Annotated in this window: 16 protein-coding genes and 1 pseudogene; 9 read left to right on the top strand and 8 right to left on the bottom strand. The window is 73.2% G+C overall.

Going from position 1 to position 15856, the window contains the following annotated elements; all coding sequences use genetic code 11:
- Positions 1-84: 84 nt before the first annotated feature.
- Together ITI46_RS13655 and ITI46_RS13650 are read right to left on the bottom strand one after the other, a co-directional pair.
- Positions 85-999 carry a transglutaminase-like and tetratricopeptide repeat-containing protein gene (locus tag ITI46_RS13655; RefSeq protein ID WP_209239792.1) on the bottom strand — a complete coding sequence of 305 codons (915 nt, stop codon included), beginning with the start codon at positions 997-999 and terminating at the stop codon, positions 85-87.
- Between the two features lies 1 nt (position 1000).
- Positions 1001-1999, bottom strand: a complete 999-nt coding sequence (locus tag ITI46_RS13650; protein ID WP_209239791.1) for a GNAT family N-acetyltransferase — start codon at positions 1997-1999, stop codon at positions 1001-1003.
- Between the two features lie 150 nt (positions 2000-2149).
- Here ITI46_RS13650 and fdxA point away from each other — a divergent pair, with 150 nt between their 5' ends.
- Both fdxA and dapC read left to right on the top strand, forming a co-directional pair.
- Positions 2150-2476 (top strand): ferredoxin, encoded by a 327-nt coding sequence (fdxA, locus tag ITI46_RS13645; protein WP_016469573.1) that lies wholly within the window; start codon positions 2150-2152, stop codon positions 2474-2476.
- A gap of 181 nt (positions 2477-2657) precedes the next feature.
- Positions 2658-3758 (top strand): succinyldiaminopimelate transaminase, encoded by a 1101-nt coding sequence (gene dapC / locus ITI46_RS13640; RefSeq protein ID WP_209239790.1) that lies wholly within the window; start codon positions 2658-2660, stop codon positions 3756-3758.
- Between the two features lie 120 nt (positions 3759-3878).
- On the opposite strand, the gene ITI46_RS13635 is transcribed toward dapC, so the two are convergent.
- Both ITI46_RS13635 and ITI46_RS13630 read right to left on the bottom strand, forming a co-directional pair.
- Positions 3879-4286 carry an ATP-binding protein gene (locus tag ITI46_RS13635; RefSeq protein WP_209239789.1) on the bottom strand — a complete coding sequence of 136 codons (408 nt, stop codon included), beginning with the start codon at positions 4284-4286 and terminating at the stop codon, positions 3879-3881.
- A 307-nt stretch (positions 4287-4593) separates the two neighbouring features.
- Entirely contained in the window at positions 4594-5664 is a 1071-nt protein-coding gene (locus tag ITI46_RS13630; RefSeq protein WP_209239788.1) for a heavy metal transporter, read from the bottom strand.
- A 119-nt stretch (positions 5665-5783) separates the two neighbouring features.
- Between ITI46_RS13630 and dapE the strand changes: the two genes are divergently transcribed.
- A complete protein-coding gene (gene dapE, locus ITI46_RS13625; protein ID WP_209239787.1) occupies positions 5784-6863 on the top strand; it encodes a succinyl-diaminopimelate desuccinylase in 1080 nt (359 codons plus the stop codon).
- Between the two features lie 133 nt (positions 6864-6996).
- Positions 6997-7743 carry an LOG family protein gene (locus ITI46_RS13620; protein WP_209239786.1) on the top strand — a complete coding sequence of 249 codons (747 nt, stop codon included), beginning with the start codon at positions 6997-6999 and terminating at the stop codon, positions 7741-7743.
- Between the two features lie 107 nt (positions 7744-7850).
- On the opposite strand, the gene folP is transcribed toward ITI46_RS13620, so the two are convergent.
- Positions 7851-8747, bottom strand: a complete 897-nt coding sequence (gene folP / locus ITI46_RS13615; RefSeq protein ID WP_209239785.1) for a dihydropteroate synthase — start codon at positions 8745-8747, stop codon at positions 7851-7853.
- A 147-nt stretch (positions 8748-8894) separates the two neighbouring features.
- On the opposite strand from folP, the gene ITI46_RS13610 reads away from it, so the two are divergent.
- Positions 8895-9335, top strand: a complete 441-nt coding sequence (locus ITI46_RS13610; protein WP_307808163.1) for a DivIVA domain-containing protein — start codon at positions 8895-8897, stop codon at positions 9333-9335.
- Positions 9332-9946: a DNA-3-methyladenine glycosylase I gene (locus ITI46_RS13605; RefSeq protein WP_209239784.1), complete on the top strand. Its 615-nt coding sequence runs from the start codon at positions 9332-9334 to the stop codon at positions 9944-9946. Before ITI46_RS13610 ends, ITI46_RS13605 begins: the two co-directional genes overlap by 4 nt.
- 127 nt (positions 9947-10073) lie before the next feature.
- Here ITI46_RS13605 and chcB read toward each other — a convergent pair whose 3' ends face one another.
- Complete coding sequence (chcB, locus tag ITI46_RS13600) at positions 10074-10862, bottom strand: 2-cyclohexenylcarbonyl CoA isomerase (RefSeq protein WP_209239783.1); 789 nt, start codon at positions 10860-10862, stop codon at positions 10074-10076.
- Between the two features lie 309 nt (positions 10863-11171).
- Here chcB and ITI46_RS13595 point away from each other — a divergent pair, with 309 nt between their 5' ends.
- On the top strand, positions 11172-11339 hold the full coding sequence (locus ITI46_RS13595) for a DUF3117 domain-containing protein (protein WP_016469583.1): 168 nt from the start codon (positions 11172-11174) through the stop codon (positions 11337-11339).
- 105 nt (positions 11340-11444) lie between these two features.
- Here the strand turns inward: ITI46_RS13595 and ITI46_RS13590 are convergent, their stop codons facing one another.
- Positions 11445-12140, bottom strand: coding sequence for an O-methyltransferase (locus ITI46_RS13590; RefSeq protein ID WP_209239782.1), 696 nt, complete (start codon positions 12138-12140; stop codon positions 11445-11447).
- Positions 12141-12267: 127 nt separating this feature from the next.
- Here ITI46_RS13590 and sigE point away from each other — a divergent pair, with 127 nt between their 5' ends.
- Both sigE and ITI46_RS13580 read left to right on the top strand, forming a co-directional pair.
- Positions 12268-13038 carry an RNA polymerase sigma factor SigE gene (gene sigE / locus ITI46_RS13585; protein WP_209239781.1) on the top strand — a complete coding sequence of 257 codons (771 nt, stop codon included), beginning with the start codon at positions 12268-12270 and terminating at the stop codon, positions 13036-13038.
- The gene (locus ITI46_RS13580) at positions 13035-14171 is read left to right on the top strand and encodes a zf-HC2 domain-containing protein (RefSeq protein WP_209239780.1); all 1137 of its coding nucleotides are present in this window, start codon (positions 13035-13037) and stop codon (positions 14169-14171) included. The genes sigE and ITI46_RS13580 overlap by 4 nt, the downstream gene beginning before the upstream one ends.
- A 1020-nt stretch (positions 14172-15191) precedes the next feature.
- Here ITI46_RS13580 and ITI46_RS13575 read toward each other — a convergent pair.
- Positions 15192-15856: pseudogene (locus ITI46_RS13575) on the bottom strand (hypothetical protein); the annotation flags it as partial.

Genomic DNA, 15856 nt, shown 5'->3' with positions numbered 1-15856 from the left:
CACCCTGCGCCCCTGGCGCAGACTGCCCAAGCTTGCGGGGCGACAAATGCAAGCCTGCAACGGACAGCAAGGGGCACGCCCTCATCAGTTCAGCCGCGCTCGGGCGGCCCGGGCGGCGCGGCGCATGTTCTCCGCGGCGTTGGGCTCCATTGCCGCGACGACATCGGCGTAGGCTTCCATCTCCCGGGCACCGCGTATGAAGTCGCCCCGCTCGACCAGCAGTTGGGCGCGTTCGAAGCGGAGTCTGCCCGGGTGGTGCGGCAGCAGCAGGGACAGCTCGACCGCCCACAGCCGTACCCCGGACTGCTCGGGCCGCGAGGCGGCCCAGGCTCTGATGTTGTTCAGGACGCGCAGCACCGTCTCCAGCGGACCGGCCGGCCGCAGCGAGGCCGCCGACAGCGGCGCCCCTCCGGTGGCACCGGCGACCATGACGGACAGCTCCTCCTCGTCCAGCCGCTTTCCGCCGCCGAACGGGTCGGCCAGCATGTGCTCGCCCACCGGGTCGCCGAAGCCGACCACGAAATGACCCGGCAGCGCCACCCCGTACACCGGGGCACCCGCGCGCCGGGCCACCTCCGTCCAGACCACCGACAGCAGGATCGGCAGCCCGCGCCGCCGCCGCAGCACCTCGGGCAGCAGCGAGGACTCCAGCCGCTGGTAGTCCGAGGCGGAGCCGCCGAACCCCAGCTGATCACCCAGCGTCCGCTCCAGCGCCCGTACCCACTCCTCTGGCGCCCGGCCGCGCTCGAAGGGCAACAGCCCGGCCAGCCGGTCGAGTTCCGCCTGACCCTCGTCCACGATCCGGTCGACAGCCGACTCGTCGTCCGGGCCGGCCGCCGGGCCGGTTGCCGGGCCGCCGTCCGGGTGCCGGGCGGCCTCGGCGCCGATCAGCAGACACAGCAGCGCGAGATCGGGCCGCTCCTGGCGGGCGGCCTCGGCGAACCGCCGCCTGGCAGCGCCGGGCGCCTCCTGGTCGCCCACCCCGTTTCCGCCGTCCATCTCAGTCCCGCGGGGCGCGGAGGTAGTAGTACGCGTGGTGGTCGGCGAACCCGAGCCGCTCGTAGAGGGCACGCGCCGCCGCGTTGTCCCGCTCCACCTGGAGGTAGGCGGCCGAGGCGCCCTCCGCCAGCGCGGCGCGGGCCAGCTCGCCCGTCACCGCCTGCGCGAGCCCCTGCCGGCGCCGCTCGGGTGCCACCTCTATGGCGGCGAACCCGGCCCACCGGCCGTCCACCACGCACCGCCCGATCGCGACCGGGGAGCCGGACTCGTCCAGCACCGAGGCGAACCACACCGAGGGCCCGCCGGTCAGCACCTTCAGCGCGGCGTCGGCCGGCTTGTCGCCGTCGGCGCGGTTGTAGAGCGAGAGCCACCGCTCGTCCGGCGTACGGTGCAGCAGCACCCTGTCGTCCGGCTCCCGGTCGGCCAGCGGGGCGAGCGCGCCGACCTGTATCAGCCCGTGCCGCTCCGCCGTCCAGCCGCGCTCCCGCAGCTGATCGGCGAGCAGCGCGTGCTCCTCGACGGCGATCTGCATCCGGGCCGGCAGCCCGCGCTCGGCGTACCAGTCGGTGACCCGCGCCAGGGCCGCCGACAGTGGCAGCCCGGGGTCGCCGAGCGGCAGTACGGAGTTCGCCCGCGCGGTGAAGCCCCCGGCAGCCCGCAGCGTCCAGCCGCCCAGCTCCTGGGACTCGACCGGGGGCCAGCCCCTGGCGGCGACGGTGACGAGTTCCCGCACATCGGCGGCGGGCAGCCCCCGGCGGCGCGCGGGCGTGGGCGGGACCACCTTTCCAGCGACCATCGAAGCCTCCTCGATCTCCACCTGCTCACCATCGCGCCGGGTGACCCGGAGCACGCCGCCGGTCCAGGATGTGAGAATGCCGAGCGTGTCAGTGAACCGCCCGCGCGGCTCTCCAGCAGGGGTCAGTGACCGCACCGAGACACGTTTTCCCACGTCGGAAGGGGTGATGCGGACCTCCAAGCGTCCGCCCGTGGTGAATTCCACAGTTCTGATCGCCCCTCCTGTTCGTCTTGTGTCCGGGAACGGAGATACTAGGTGTGGGCATCGCCGCCGTCCGAAGCGAAAGAGCGCTCCCGCGCGCCCGCGGCGGAGCCGGGCACCGGCCCGCCAGCCCTAACGAGGAGGAACGACAGCGTGACTTACGTCATCGCGGAGCCTTGTGTCGACCTGAAGGACAAGGCTTGCATCGAGGAGTGCCCGGTCGACTGCATCTACGAGGGCCAGCGGTCCTTGTACATCCACCCGGACGAGTGCGTCGACTGCGGTGCCTGCGAGCCCGTCTGCCCGGTCGAGGCCATCTTCTACGAAGATGACACTCCTGAGGAGTGGAAGGACTACTACAAGGCCAATGTCGAGTTCTTCGACGACCTCGGCTCGCCCGGTGGCGCCAGCAAGCTCGGCCTGATCGAGAAGGACCACCCGCTCATCGCCGCGCTCCCGCCGCAGGAGCACGACGAGTGACCCACGGGTGACCCTCGACGAGTGAGTCACCGGCCAGGCCGGTGACTCCTGCGCAGTCCCGTACGGCGGCCCCAGTGTCCTGCCGCACGGGACTGCGGCGTTTCCCGCGTCGTACCGCCGACGCGTCGTACTGCCGTACCGCCGCACAGGGCGCCCGCGGCTGCCGCAGAAAGTGAGCACCATGCCCTCCGTCTCCGACCGCCTCCCCACCTTCCCGTGGGACCGGCTCGAGCCGTACAAGACCACCGCCGCCGGGCACCCCGACGGCATCGTCGACCTGTCGGTCGGCACCCCCGTCGACCCGGTGCCGGCGCTGGTCCGGCGCGCGCTGACCGAGGCGGCCGACAGCCCCGGCTACCCCACCGTGTGGGGGACGCGGGAGCTGCGGGACGCGCTCACCGGCTGGTGCGAGCGCCGGCTGGGCGCCCGCGGCGTCACCGAACGGAACGTACTGCCCGTGGTCGGCTCCAAGGAACTGGTGGCCTGGCTGCCGACCCAGCTCGGCCTCGGCCCCGGCGACCGGGTGGCCTTCCCACGGCTCGCCTACCCCACCTACGAGGTCGGCGCCAGGCTCGCCCGGGCCGACCACGTCGCCTACGACGATCCCCTGGAGCTGGACCCGGCCGGGCTCAAGCTGCTGTGGCTCAACTCGCCCTCCAACCCGACCGGTCAGGTGCTGCCGCCCGAGAAGCTGCGCGCCGTCGTCGCCTGGGCGCGCGAGCACGGCGTGCTGGTCCTCAGCGACGAGTGCTACCTGGAGCTGGGCTGGGAGGCCGACCCGGTCTCCGTGCTGCACCCGGACGTGTGCGGCGGCTCCTACACGGGCCTGGTGGCCGTGCACTCTCTCTCCAAGCGCTCCAACCTGGCCGGCTACCGCGCGGCCTTCGTCGCGGGCGACAGCGACGTCCTGGGCGAGCTGCTGCACGTCCGCAAGCACGGCGGGATGATGACGCCCGCGCCGGTGCAGGCGGCGACCGTCGCGGCGCTCGGCGACGACACCCATGTGACCGAGCAGCGTGAGCGCTACCGCGCCCGGCGCACCGCGCTGCGCGGCGCGCTGGAGGCCGCGGGCTTCCGGATCGAGCACAGCGAGGCGTCGCTGTATCTGTGGGCGACGCGGGACGAGTCGTGCTGGGACACCGTCGCCGGCCTCGCCGAGCGCGGCGTCCTGGTCGCCCCCGGCGACTTCTACGGCCCCGCCGGTGCGCGGCACGTCCGGGTCGCGCTCACGGCGACCGATGAGCGCGTCGCCGCCGCGGTGCGCCGTCTGAAGGAGTCCTGATGGAGTCCTGAAGGAGCCCTGAAGGAGTAGAGCGCTTCGTTCCGCCACCACGCGAAGGCCGCCCGGACCAGTGAGGTCCGGGCGGCCTTGCGTGTGCCGGGGAATTCAGGGCGGAGACCCTCAACCGAGGGGCAGGCCCCCGAGGTTGGCGGTGGAGGGCAGCTTGGTGTCGGCAGCGGCGGAGGCGGCCTCGCCCAGCAGGTCACCGGCCTTGCCCGCGGCGTTCCCCGCGAGGTGGTGCGCGGTGGGTGCCACGGTCTTGCCGGCCTTGCCCACGGTCCGGCCGGCGGTCGGCACGGCCGTCCTGACGGCGTTGCCGCCGGTCTCGCCGACGACCTTGGTGGTGTCACGGGACGTCTTGTCCAGCGTGTTGCCGACGCCCTCGCCGTCCAGCTTGTCGATCCCGCCCACGGGGCTCGCGGGCAGTTCCACGGCGCTCGCGGCTCCGGCGGCACCGACGACGGTGGCTGCGCCGGCTGCCGTCAGCAGCGCGGTGCGGGCGATCCGGCGCGTGAGGGGGTTGGACATGGTGCTCCTTTGACGGAGAGGGGTTCTTGACGTGTCAGCCGGGGTCCCCCGGTCAGACGCAGTGCCTATCGGCCGGAACGGCGGGAAGGTTGCGGGGGACGAGGGTAAAGGATTGGCAATCCAGGTTTGCCGCGTGAGGCGCCAAACTGGGCATTCCTCGCAGCCGGTTGACCTGTACCGGAGGAGCCGAACCGGCCGCTGCCAGGCACGATTCGCCGAGCGTGTTCACCCCTCGCGGCGACCGTCGCGCGAGGGAAGAAACGTCCACCCTGTGGACCGGGTTGGTCCTTGAGGGGGATGGGCTGGACTAGTGACCGGTGGCCAGCCGAAGGTCCACCGCGTCGTCGCCGGCGCTTCCGGTGCCGCCGCGCTTCGCATCGCCCGGGCCCGCCTCGCGCCAGCCGTCCCCCGAGCGCGCGGCGCTCCACACCAGGCCCCCGTAGGAGATCCGCTCGATGTGCAGCCCCGCGGCGTTCGCGACCGCCCAGTGGGCCAGCTCCCATCCCCGGCGCCGGCCGTGCGCGGGCAACGTGACGCCCGGCTCCGCCTCGGCGCGGGCGGCGGTGTGTGCCGCGGGGCGCGTCGTGGTGTGTGCCGGGGAGCGCGCCGTCCGAGTCGTCGTGTGCGCCGCGCTGCCGCGCGCCCGGGGACCGGTCGCGGTCAGCGTGCCGGTGTCCTCGGACAGCGCCTCCGGGCCGAACTCCCGTACCAGCCGGTCGCGTACGCGCTTCGGGTCGCCCGGCTTGCCGAGCTGCCGGGTGTCTGTCGTACAGCTGAGCGCGGCGGGGCGGCGGCCGGTGAGCGCACCGGTCAGCAGCGTGGCGTTCATCTCGTGCTTGGCGTACGCCTGCGGGAAGCCGCTGCGCTGCACCCGCTGCGCGGCGACGGTCAGCGGCAGCCTGGAGTAGCCGGGAACCTTCGCCAGGTGGTCGTAGAACCGGCCCGCCGAGTAGACCGCGTCCTGGATCTGCTCGGCGGTGCCCCAGCCCTGCGAGGGGCGCTGCTGGAAGAGCCCGACCGAGTCGCGGTCCCCGTGGCCGATGTTGCGCAGCTGCGACTCCTGCATGGCCGTGGCCAGGGCTATGGTCACCGCCCGTTCGGGCAGCCCGCGTTGGGAGGCGACGGCGGCGATGGTCGCAGCGTTGGCGGCCTGTGCCGGCGTGAGTTCGTACTCGTCCGAGGCGTCGTCGCGCGAGGTGCCCGAAGCGCCCGAGCCTGTGCCCTCGCCGCCGGTGGCGCGTACGGTGCACATCGGGCCGTCCTGGAACGTCAGCCCGCGTACCGCGACATAGGCGACGACGGCGAGCAGCACGGCGCAGGCCACGGCGACCCTGAGGAGTCTGCCGCGGCCCCGGGTGCTGGGCGTGCGCTCGGGCATGCGTGACGAGCGTTCCGGTCGTGAGTGGGGCACGCGCCCAAAGGTAGCCGCTGGCCACGACGGCCTCGTCAGGGCCGGGGCACACACGCGGCCCGGTGCGCCCGCCGTAGGCTGGGGCCATGTCTCACAGCGCACTCGACCTGCAACAGGACGCCGCCCGGCTCACCGCGCGGCTGGTGGACTTCCCCTCCGAGAGCGGGAACGAGAAGGCGCTGGCGGACGCCGTCGAAGCGGCCCTCGGCGAGCTGCCCCATCTGAGCGTCGACCGCTACGGCAACAACGTGGTGGCCCGCACCGGCCTCGGCCGGGCCGAGCGCGTCATTCTCGCGGGCCACATCGACACCGTGCCGATCGCCGAGAACGTGCCCTCCCGGCTGGACGAGAACGGCGTGCTGTGGGGCTGCGGCACCAGCGACATGAAGGCGGGCGTCGCGGTGCAGCTGCGCATCGCGGCGACCGTGCCCGAGCCCAACCGCGACCTGACGTTTGTCTTCTACGACAACGAGGAGGTCGCCGCGCACCTCAACGGCCTCGGCCACATCGCCGACGCCCACCCCGACTGGCTGGCGGGCGATTTCGCCGTACTGCTGGAGCCCTCCGAGGGCCGGGTGGAGGGCGGCTGTCAGGGCACGCTGCGGGTGAAGATGCACTTCCGCGGCACCCGTTCGCACTCGGCCCGCAGCTGGCTGGGCGCCAACGCCATCCACGCGGCCGGGCCGGCCCTGGAGCGGCTGGCCGGTTACCAGCCCCGGCGGCCGTTGATCGACGGGCTGGAGTACCGCGAGGGCCTCAACGCCGTCGGGATCGAGGGCGGGGTCGCCGGCAACGTCATCCCGGACCTGTGCACCGTCACCGTCAACTACCGCTACGCGCCCGACCGCAGCGAGCAGGAAGCGCTCGACCATGTGCGGGAGGTGTTCGCCGACTGCGGCGTCGAAGAGTTCGAGGTGGACGACAGCTCGCCGGGCGCGCTGCCAGGGCTCTCGCACCCGGCGGCCCGCGCCTTTCTCGACGCGGTGGGCGGCGAGCCGCTCCCCAAGTACGGCTGGACGGATGTCTCCCGGTTCAGCGCCCTGGGGGTGCCCGCTGTCAACTACGGCCCCGGGGATCCCAATCTCGCCCACAAGAGGGACGAGCGGGTGGAGACCGCGCTCATCACCCGGTGCGAGGAGCGGCTGCGGCGCTGGCTGACGTCCTGACCTGCGGCGGCCCGGGCCACGCCACCTGCCGGTAAGCCGATCGACAGCTGCCGGACGCGCGAATTCCGGGCGGGCCTCTTCGCCGTCAGCATACCCTGAGCGGGAAAGATCGCAGGCGGAAGGAGTGTCGTAGATGACCGACGGACCCGGCAAGGAGCCGAAGGAACAGCGGCTGGGCCCGGTCGTGCGCCGCCGCGACCAGGTGCAGCCGGGGACCACGGACCAGCGGCTGCTGGACACCGCGGGCCCCTCGGATTTCATCCACCAGGACCCCTGGCGGGTGATGCGCATCCAGTCCGAGTTCGTCGAGGGCTTCGGTGCCCTGGCCGAACTGGGCCCCGCCGTCAGCGTCTTCGGCTCTGCCCGTACCCCGGTGGAGTCCCCGGAGTACGACAGCGGCGTGCGCATCGGCCGGGCGCTGGCCGAGGCGGGCTTCGCCGTGATCACCGGCGGCGGCCCCGGGGCGATGGAGGCGGCCAACAAGGGCGCGCTGGAGGCGGGCGGCACCTCGGTGGGGCTCGGCATCGAGCTCCCCTTCGAGCAGGGCATGAACAAGTACGTCGACATCGGCGTGAACTTCCGCTACTTCTTCGTCCGCAAGACGATGTTCGTGAAGTACGCCAGCGGCTTCGTCGTCCTCCCCGGCGGACTGGGCACCCTGGACGAGCTGTTCGAGGCACTGACCCTGGTGCAGACCCAGAAGGTCACCCGCTTCCCGATCGTGCTCTACGGCACGGAGTACTGGAAGGGCCTCACCGACTGGGTACGCCGCTCCGTGGTCGGCGGCGGCAAGGCCTCCGAACGCGACCTGGAGCTGTTCCACGTCACCGACGACATCGACGAGGCCATCGCCCTGGTGACCAAGGAGGTCGGCGGCTAGCGTGTGTGCGCCCCGAAGGGGCGCGGGGAACTGCGCGAACGACCACGAGGCACCCGCAGCCTGCAAACAACGGTAAGGGGCACCCCCTCCCCGGAACAGTGAAGGCCCTAGGCGAGCCCTCGGCGAGCCACCGCAGGCGGCCGGTACCCCGCAATGGAAGAAACCATATCCAGCACCTGCTTCGTCTCGGCCACCTCGTGCACGCGATAGACCCGCGCCCCGAGCCACGCCGAGACCGCGGTCGTGGCCAGGGTGCCGGTCAGCCGCTCCTTGACGGGGCGGTCCAGCGTCTCGCCGACGAAGTCCTTGTTGGACAGCGAAACCAGCACCGGCCAGCCCGTCTCCGTCAGCCGGCCCAGCCCCCGCGTCGCCTCCAGCGAGTGCCGCGTCGACTTCCCGAAGTCGTGCCCCGGATCGATGAGGATGCCGTCCCGCCGCACCCCGAGCTCCACCGCGCGCTCGGCCAGCCCGAGGGTCACCCGCAGGATGTCCTCGACGACGCCGCTGGCGCCCGGCGCGCCGTCCGTACCGGCCGGAGGCTCGTACGCCACCCGGTGCGGACGGGTGCGCGGTTCGGCGCCACCCGCATGTGTGCACACCAGCCCCGCGCCGTACCGCGCGGCGACCTCGGCCAGCCGGGGATCGACCCCGCCCCAGGCGTCGTTGAGCAGATCGGCGCCCGCCTCGCACACCGCCTCGCCCACCTCGTGCCGCCAGGTGTCGACGCTGATCACCACGTCCGGCCAGCGCCGCCGCACCTCAGCCACGAAGCCGACGGTGCGCCGCGCCTCCTCCTCTGCCGTGACCTCGTCCCCCGGGCCCGCCTTCACCCCGCCTATGTCGATGATGGCGGCCCCCTCCGCCACCGCCTGCTCGACCCGGTCGAGCGCGGGCTCGTCGCGGAAGGTGGCGCCGCGGTCGTAGAAGGAATCCGGTGTCCGGTTCACGATCGCCATGACCACCGGCTCGTGCTCCCCGAACTCGCGCGTACCCAGGCGCAGCATCAGCCTTCCTCTTCCTCTCGGCGGTGCCCGCCTGCTGCCCGCACCCGCGTGGCTCGTGCACCGATCCCCGCCGCCGACCATAGCTGTCACCGGGCCGTGGCACGATCAGGGTCGGCCCACATCCGGCAACCACTCGGGAGTCGATCCGTGTTCGTGTTCCTGCTGATCTCGCTTGTCGTGGTCGTCGCCGCGGTGACGCTCGCCGTCGTCGGGAGCGCCGAGCGGCCCGGCAGCGGGAGCCACGGTGCGGCGGGCGGGCTCGCCGATGTGCCGCCCGACCTGCTGGACGAGCCATTGCCGCCCGAGCGTCCTGTCACCCACGCGGATGTGGCGGGGCTGCGCCTCGCAGTCGGGGTGCGCGGTTACCGGATGGAGCAGGTCGACGACGTCCTCGACCGGCTCGGCGCCGAGCTCGCCGAGCGGGACGCGCGGATCGCCGAGCTGGAGTCCGCGCTGGCCGGCGCCCAGGCCGTCGCGATGGGCCGGGCCACGGGGGCGGGCGGTCCGCACGGCACGGGCCCGCGCGAGGACGAGCCGCAGGACCGCAACCCGCACACCGCGAGCGGCCCGGAGGGGAACGCGCAATGACCACCGAACCAGTGACGGCCACCGCCCCCGAGGCGCCCGAAGGCGGGCCACTGCCCGGCCCCGACGGCCTGCTGCGCTGCCCCTGGGGCAGCACGCCGGAGGACTACGCCGCGTACCACGACTCCGAGTGGGGCCGCCCCGTGCACGGTGACGACGCGCTCTACGAGCGGCTGTGCCTGGAGGGCTTCCAGTCGGGCCTGTCCTGGCTGACGATCCTGCGCAAGCGCCCGGCCTTCCGTGCCGCCTTCGCGGACTTCCACATCCCCGCGGTGGCCCGGTTCACCGAGGACGACGAGGAACGGCTGCTGGCCGACAGCGGCATCGTCCGCAACCGCGCCAAGATCAGCGCGGCACTCAACAACGCCCGGGTGGCCGCCGAGTGGGAGCCCGGCGAGCTGGACCGCCTGGTGTGGTCGTACGCACCCGACCCGGCCTCTCGGCGGGCTCCCCGTACGACGGCCGAGGTCCCGGGCAGCACCCCCGAGTCCACGTCCCTGGCCAAGGCACTCAAGAAGCGCGGCTTCCGCTTCGTCGGCCCCACCACCGCATACGCCCTGATGCAAGCCTGCGGCCTGGTCAACGACCACCTGGCCGACTGCTGGCGCCGCTGACCGCGCTCCGAAGGGGCGCGGGGAACTGCGCGCCCAGCCACAGCAACACCCGCAGCTGCGAACACGGGCAGGGGCAGCCCCTGCCCAGAGTCAGGGAGGGGGCAACACAACACTCGCCGAGCAACCCCTAGCGCCCAGAAAACCGCGGCCGCTCCTTCTTCACGAACGCCTCCACCGCAATGCGGTGATCCGCGGAATCGCCCAGCCGCAACTGGAGTTCGGACTCCTTGCCGAGCGTCTCGGCGAGCGAGTGCGAGGCCCCGAACGCGAGGGACTCCTTGAGTGCCGCGTACGCCGCGGTCGGCCCCTGGGCGAGCTCGCGGGCGACGGCCTCGGCCTCGGCAGCGAGCTCACCGGCGGGCACCACACGGTTGGCCAGCCCCAGCTGAAGCGCCTCATCAGCCTTGATGCTGCGCGGGAAGAGCAGCAGATCCGCGGCCCTTCCCGGGCCGATCAGCCGGGGAAGCGTCCAGGAGACGCCGGAGTCCGCGGTCAGCGCCACCCCGGCGAAGGAGGTGTTGAACGCGGCGGTGTCCGCCACCACCCGGTAGTCGCACGCGAACGCGAAGCCGGCGCCCGCCCCGGCCGCCACCCCGTTCACGCCGGCCACCACCGGCTTGGGCATCCCGGCGAGCGTCAGTGTGATCGGGTTGTAGTGCTCCTCGACCGTGTTCAGGGCGCCACCGCCGCTCCGCTCCAGGGCGCCGGTGTGCTCCTTGAGGTCCTGGCCCACACAGAAGGCCCGGCCGCTCCCGGTGAGCAGCACGGCACGCACCGCGTCGTCGTCCGCGGCCCGCCGGAGGGTGTCGCGCAGGGCGACCTTGGTCTCGTTGTCGAGGGCGTTCATCGCGTCGGGCCGGTTGAGGGTGACCGTCGCGAGACCCTCGTTCACTTCGTAGCGCACGGTGTCGGACATGCGCTCAGCATGACCTAGATCATCGGGTCCTGACAGGGCACGCACCGGCCTGTCCGGCGGGTGCGGATGTGACCTGCGTCAAACCGCCGGGGACCGGCGGAGGAGCGGAATCCGGGCAGTACCGCAGGGTGATCGCCACATTGGGTGGTTTTGTGTGCGGCCGAGGAAGAAGAGATGTGGACCGATGTTGGTCATCGGGTCCTGCCATGCGGGATAATGGCTGGGAAGCAATGTGTTCGATGCCGGTGAAACTGTGCCCGCTTACGGGACCCCCGGCGCGATCGGCTGGTTTCAGGAAGGGGAACGAGCATGGCGGCCATGAAGCCGCGGACGGGCGACGGCCCGCTCGAGGTGACCAAAGAGGGGCGGGGCATCGTCATGCGCGTTCCGCTCGAAGGCGGTGGGCGACTCGTCGTCGAGCTGACACCGGATGAGGCGACGGCGCTTGGCGAGGAGCTGAAGAAGGTCTGCGGCTGAGCAGTCCGCGGACGGCCGCCCCGGGGCGCACGCGCAGCGCGTGCACCCCGGGGCGTCGTCGTCTCCTGTCCCGCGGCGAGCTGTGTACTTGGCGTAACTTCACCGTCACTCACCGCGTTTGACGGCGCACAGCAGACCGTCACCGACCGGCAGCAGCGCCGGCACCAGCACCTTGCTCTCCCGTACCGTGCGCAACAGCTCGCGCAGCCGCAGCACTTCAGGGGAGTGCGCCGTCGGCTCGCCCGTACGTCCCTCGGCGAAGACCCCGGCGAAGCAGATCAGCCCGCCGTCGCGCAGCAGTCGCAATGATTCGGCGAGGTAGTCCAGGCACTCCGTACGGTCGCCGTCGCAGAAGACGAGGTCGTATCCGCCGTCCGCGAGCCGGGGCAGTACATCCAGGGCCCGGCCGGGGATGAAGCGCACCCTGTTGCCCCCGTTGCCCACGAATCCGGCGGCGCGGAACGCCTCGCGGGCGAACTGCTGACGCTCCGGTTCGATGTCGACCGTCGTGAGCACCCCGTCGGGCCGCATCCCGTGCAGCAGGTGCAGCCCGGAGACCCCGGTTCCGGTGCCGATCTCCGCGACCGCCTTGGCCCCGGCGGCCGCCGTCAGCAGCCGCAGTGCCGCTCCGGTGGCAGGGGAGACCGTGCGCAGCCCTGCTTCCTGGGCCCGGTCGCGGGCCCAGCGCAGTGCTTCGCTCTCGGCGTTCTCGACCAGCTCGGCGCCGTACGCGTCGGCGAACCCCCAGCTCGTCTGCCGGTTGCCGGTAATGGCCCTCTCCTGTCCCCGTCCTCCACGCAATCGTGACTGTATCCGTTGGGCCGGGAACCTGCTGATCGGACTGGGCGTTGAGGGAGCAGGGACCGCAAGAGGGCGGTCGGCAAAGCCGGGCAATTTTTCTTATCCGGAGCTAACGGGAGATGTGGCTATGGTAGGGGCTCCAGTGGACACCACCAGAGCCGACAGGGGAGGTGCGGCTGCGAGCCGCGACCGCGGCGTCTTCTCAAGATTCCGCAGGTCGACGGGACAGCCGAAATCCGTGACCGACACCGCTGACCAGTCCCGCACCGCCGACTCCGCGACCACGGCGACTTTCGCGACCGATGCGGACGCGCAGGCGTGGACCCCTCCCTCCTGGGAGGAGATCGTCAGCACCCACAGCGCCCGGGTCTACCGGCTGGCCTACCGCCTGACCGGCAACCAGCACGACGCGGAGGACCTCACCCAGGAAGTCTTCGTCCGCGTCTTCCGCTCGCTGTCGACCTACACGCCAGGCACCTTCGAGGGCTGGCTGCACCGCATCACCACGAACCTCTTCCTGGACACGGTCCGCCGCAAGCAGCGCATCCGTTTCGACGCGCTCGCCGACGACGCCGCCGAGCGGCTCCCCAGCCGCGAGCCCACCCCGCAGCAGCACTTCAACGACACCCACTTCGACGCGGACGTCCAGCAGGCCCTGGACACCCTGGCCCCGGAGTTCCGCGCCGCCGTGGTGCTCTGCGACATCGAAGGTCTGTCGTACGAGGAGATCGCCGCGACCCTCGGGGTGAAGCTGGGCACCGTCCGCAGCCGTATCCACCGTGGCCGCTCGCACCTGCGCAAGGCGCTCCGGCACCGCTCGCCCGCCGCCAGGGCCGAGCAGCGCACCCCGAGCGCGGTGGTGCCGACGGCCCGGACAGGCGAGGTGAGTGCCGGGTGACCTCCGCCGAACACCACCTCGGAGACCGCCTCGCCGCCCTTGTGGACGGCGAGTTGGGGCACGACGCCCGCGAGCGGGTCCTCGCCCACCTGGCGACCTGTCAGGGCTGCAAGGCCGAGGCCGACGCGCAGCGCCGGCTCAAGAACGTCTTCGCGGACGCGGCGCCGCCGCCACCCCCGGCCGGGCTGCTCGCCCGGCTGCAGGGGCTGCCGGCGGACGGCGGTCTTCACGCGGGGCGGCTCGACGACGACGATCGCGGGCCCGGCGCACCGGGAGGACCCTCGGGCGGGGAACCAGCAGCGGGCAGCGCGTTCACCGCGACCGCGCTGCCCGGCGGCTCCACCCGCTCCCCATGGGCGTTCGACCATCTGCCGTCCGGCCGGTCCGGCGGCCGCAGCCCGCTCACCCCGCACCGCGGTTTCCGGATACATGAGATCCCGGGCCCCGCTCGCGCCGACGGGGCCGCCGAGCGGGCTGTCGACCGTGCCGCCCACCGGGTCGCCGACCGCGCCGAGCGTGAGCGCTCCGCCTCCCGTGGGCGCCGCTTCGCCTTCGCCGCGGCGGGAGCGTTCTCGCTGGCGGCCCTGGCTCTCGGCGGCACCCTGGCGTCCGGTGCCGCGGGCGGCTCCGGCGGCACGAACGCCGACAATCCGTCCGCCAACTCGGTGCGCAGCTCGGCCTCCGGCTCCGGCGCCGCCCGGGACGCCAGACGGCGAGGGGGCGACCACCGCGGCGGAGCGCAGAGCACCCGCGCCTCGGAGCCCGGCCCCACCTTCGCCCCTGTCGCCTCGCACGGCGTCGCAGCCCCCAGGGCGCGGCTGACCGCTCCGGTGAGCCTGTTGCAGCGCTCGGCCTCCAGGCCGCTGTCGCTGCTGAAGCCGTCACGCGTCTCTCCCGCCACCAACGGCGTTGGCTGGTACGGCGAGAGCGGTGCGATGGGCACCTTCAGCTCACTGCGCGGGTCGGGGGCCCTGGTGCCCGGAGGGCCCGAGGAGCCGTCCGCCGAGGTGCGGCTGGCCCGGAGCGCCGACCGGCCCGATCCCACGGTGCTGCGGTCCTTCCCCGGCCGGGCGCCGGTGGCGACGGGCTCGCTCTCCGTCTCGGCCACCGCGACCGGCCCGGCGGGGCGCTGACGCTGACACGGGCGGACGCGATCTTTTCCGGTGGCCCGCGCGGCCTGTTGTGGCCTGCATCGGCGTCCACGTTCCGGCCTCGTCCCGGCCACCGGCGTCCGCACTGGGTCTCGCGCCGTGCTCGAACCGGCCTCCGGCTCGGCCCCGCTTGCTCGGTGCAATCTGCCGGACCGGGGCGACAGGGGCTCCTCCATGGCGATTGAGGAGCCTCGGCCTCGCTTGCGCGGTGCAACCGGAGCCGGGACGTTCGTCCGCCGGCGCTGTGTCGCGTTGACGCCCGCTGGGCGGTGCGCCGCGTTCCTGGTTGAATCCTCTCGGCAATCCCGTCGCCCAGCCGGAGGCACACCTCCGGGGGCACCTCCCGGCCGAAGACCGGGGGAGGCGGCCGGGGGAGAGTGAGCAGTGCGGGTGATCAGCTGGAGAGGGCATGGACGAGCCGAAAGCCACCAGGCAGGAGCCGAAGTGGTGGAGCCGCCCACGCTGGGCCCCTGGCAAGCGCCCGTCCCGCTCCGACCCCCCTTCCGTGCGGGGTGACGCACAGGGGCCGCCGGGCGCGCCCGACGCCCCCGCCGCGCAGCCCGCGCCGGGTGACCCCGGCGCGGCCCGTACGCCGGGAACCCCCGCGCAGGCCGCCAATGGCGCACCGGCAACCGAGCAGGCGGCGGTGCCCGTTCCGGCGGCTCGCCCGGAGCCGCTGCACGGGGTGGACCCGTACTCCACACCCCCCTACGGAGGCCCCGGCCCCTGGGCACCCGCACCACCGGTACAGCGCCCGACGGTCACCCCGCCGCATGGCGTGACCTTGCCGCCTGGCACCACGACGCCACCGCACGGCGTGACCCTGCCGCCTGGCTCCGCGACGCCGCCCCACGGCGTCACCTTGCCGCCCGGCTCCGCGGGCCCGGAGCATGGCGCGGTCCCGCCGTCCGGCTCCGCGACGCCGCCGCATGGTGCTGTTCCATCCGGCACCGCGGCTCCACCTCACGAGGGTGCTTTGCCACCTGGCTCGGTGACCCCGGCTCACGGCGTGGCGCGGCCCACCGGTACTGCGACTCCGGCGCACGGTATCTCCTTGCCGCCCGGCTCCGCGGGTCCGGAGCATGGCGGTGCTGTGCCGTCCGGCACCACGACACCCCCGCACGGTGTCAGCTTGCCGCCCAGCAGTGTGACGCCGCCCCGCGGCGTGGCTGTGCCGCCCGGCTCTGCGACGCCGCTGCACGATGGTGCTCCGCCGCCTGGCTCCGCGACGCCGCCCCACGGCGTCACCTTGCCGCCCGGCTCCGCGGGTCCGGAGCATGGCGCGGTCCCGCCGTCCGGCTCCGCGACGCCGACGCACGGGGCGACCTCGCCCACCGGCTCCGCGACTCCGGCGCATGGCGTCACCTTGCCGCCTGGCTCCGCCACACAGCCGCAAGGTGTGGCTGTGCCATCCGGCACTGCGACTCCGGCGCATGGTGTGACCTTGCCGCCTGGCACCACGACGCCGCCCCACGGCGTGGCTCTGCCGCCTGGCTCCGCCACACCACCGCAAGGTGTGGCTCTGCCGTCCGGCACTACGACCCCGGCCCACGGCGTCACCGTGCCGCCTGGGACTACGGCACCACCCCACGGCGTCACCCCGCCGTCCGGCACCACGACACCGTCCCACGGCGTGCCGACCGGCGGCTCCCTCCCCAGCTCCGGCC

This window comes from Streptomyces oryzae (assembly GCF_017676365.1).
GTDB classification, from domain to species: domain Bacteria; phylum Actinomycetota; class Actinomycetes; order Streptomycetales; family Streptomycetaceae; genus Streptomyces; species Streptomyces oryzae.
Note: the sequence above shows the minus strand (reverse complement) of the source record. Positions and strands in the feature narration are given on the sequence as shown.

Bases quoted from the DNA above. Each gene is read 5' to 3' on its own strand.
- ITI46_RS13655 (WP_209239792.1), bottom strand. From the start codon at position 999: ATGGACGGCGGAAACGGGGTGGGCGACCAGGAGGCGCCCGGCGCTGCC.
- dapC (WP_209239790.1), top strand. From the start codon at position 2,658: ATGCCCTCCGTCTCCGACCGCCTCCCCACCTTCCCGTGGGACCGGCTC.
- ITI46_RS13635 (WP_209239789.1), bottom strand. From the start codon at position 4,286: ATGTCCAACCCCCTCACGCGCCGGATCGCCCGCACCGCGCTGCTGACG.
- ITI46_RS13630 (WP_209239788.1), bottom strand. From the start codon at position 5,664: ATGCCCGAGCGCACGCCCAGCACCCGGGGCCGCGGCAGACTCCTCAGG.
- dapE (WP_209239787.1), top strand. From the start codon at position 5,784: ATGTCTCACAGCGCACTCGACCTGCAACAGGACGCCGCCCGGCTCACC.
- ITI46_RS13620 (WP_209239786.1), top strand. From the start codon at position 6,997: ATGACCGACGGACCCGGCAAGGAGCCGAAGGAACAGCGGCTGGGCCCG.
- folP (WP_209239785.1), bottom strand. From the start codon at position 8,747: ATGCTGCGCCTGGGTACGCGCGAGTTCGGGGAGCACGAGCCGGTGGTC.
- ITI46_RS13605 (WP_209239784.1), top strand. From the start codon at position 9,332: ATGACCACCGAACCAGTGACGGCCACCGCCCCCGAGGCGCCCGAAGGC.
- chcB (WP_209239783.1), bottom strand. From the start codon at position 10,862: ATGTCCGACACCGTGCGCTACGAAGTGAACGAGGGTCTCGCGACGGTC.
- ITI46_RS13595 (WP_016469583.1), top strand. From the start codon at position 11,172: ATGGCGGCCATGAAGCCGCGGACGGGCGACGGCCCGCTCGAGGTGACC.
- sigE (WP_209239781.1), top strand. From the start codon at position 12,268: ATGGTAGGGGCTCCAGTGGACACCACCAGAGCCGACAGGGGAGGTGCG.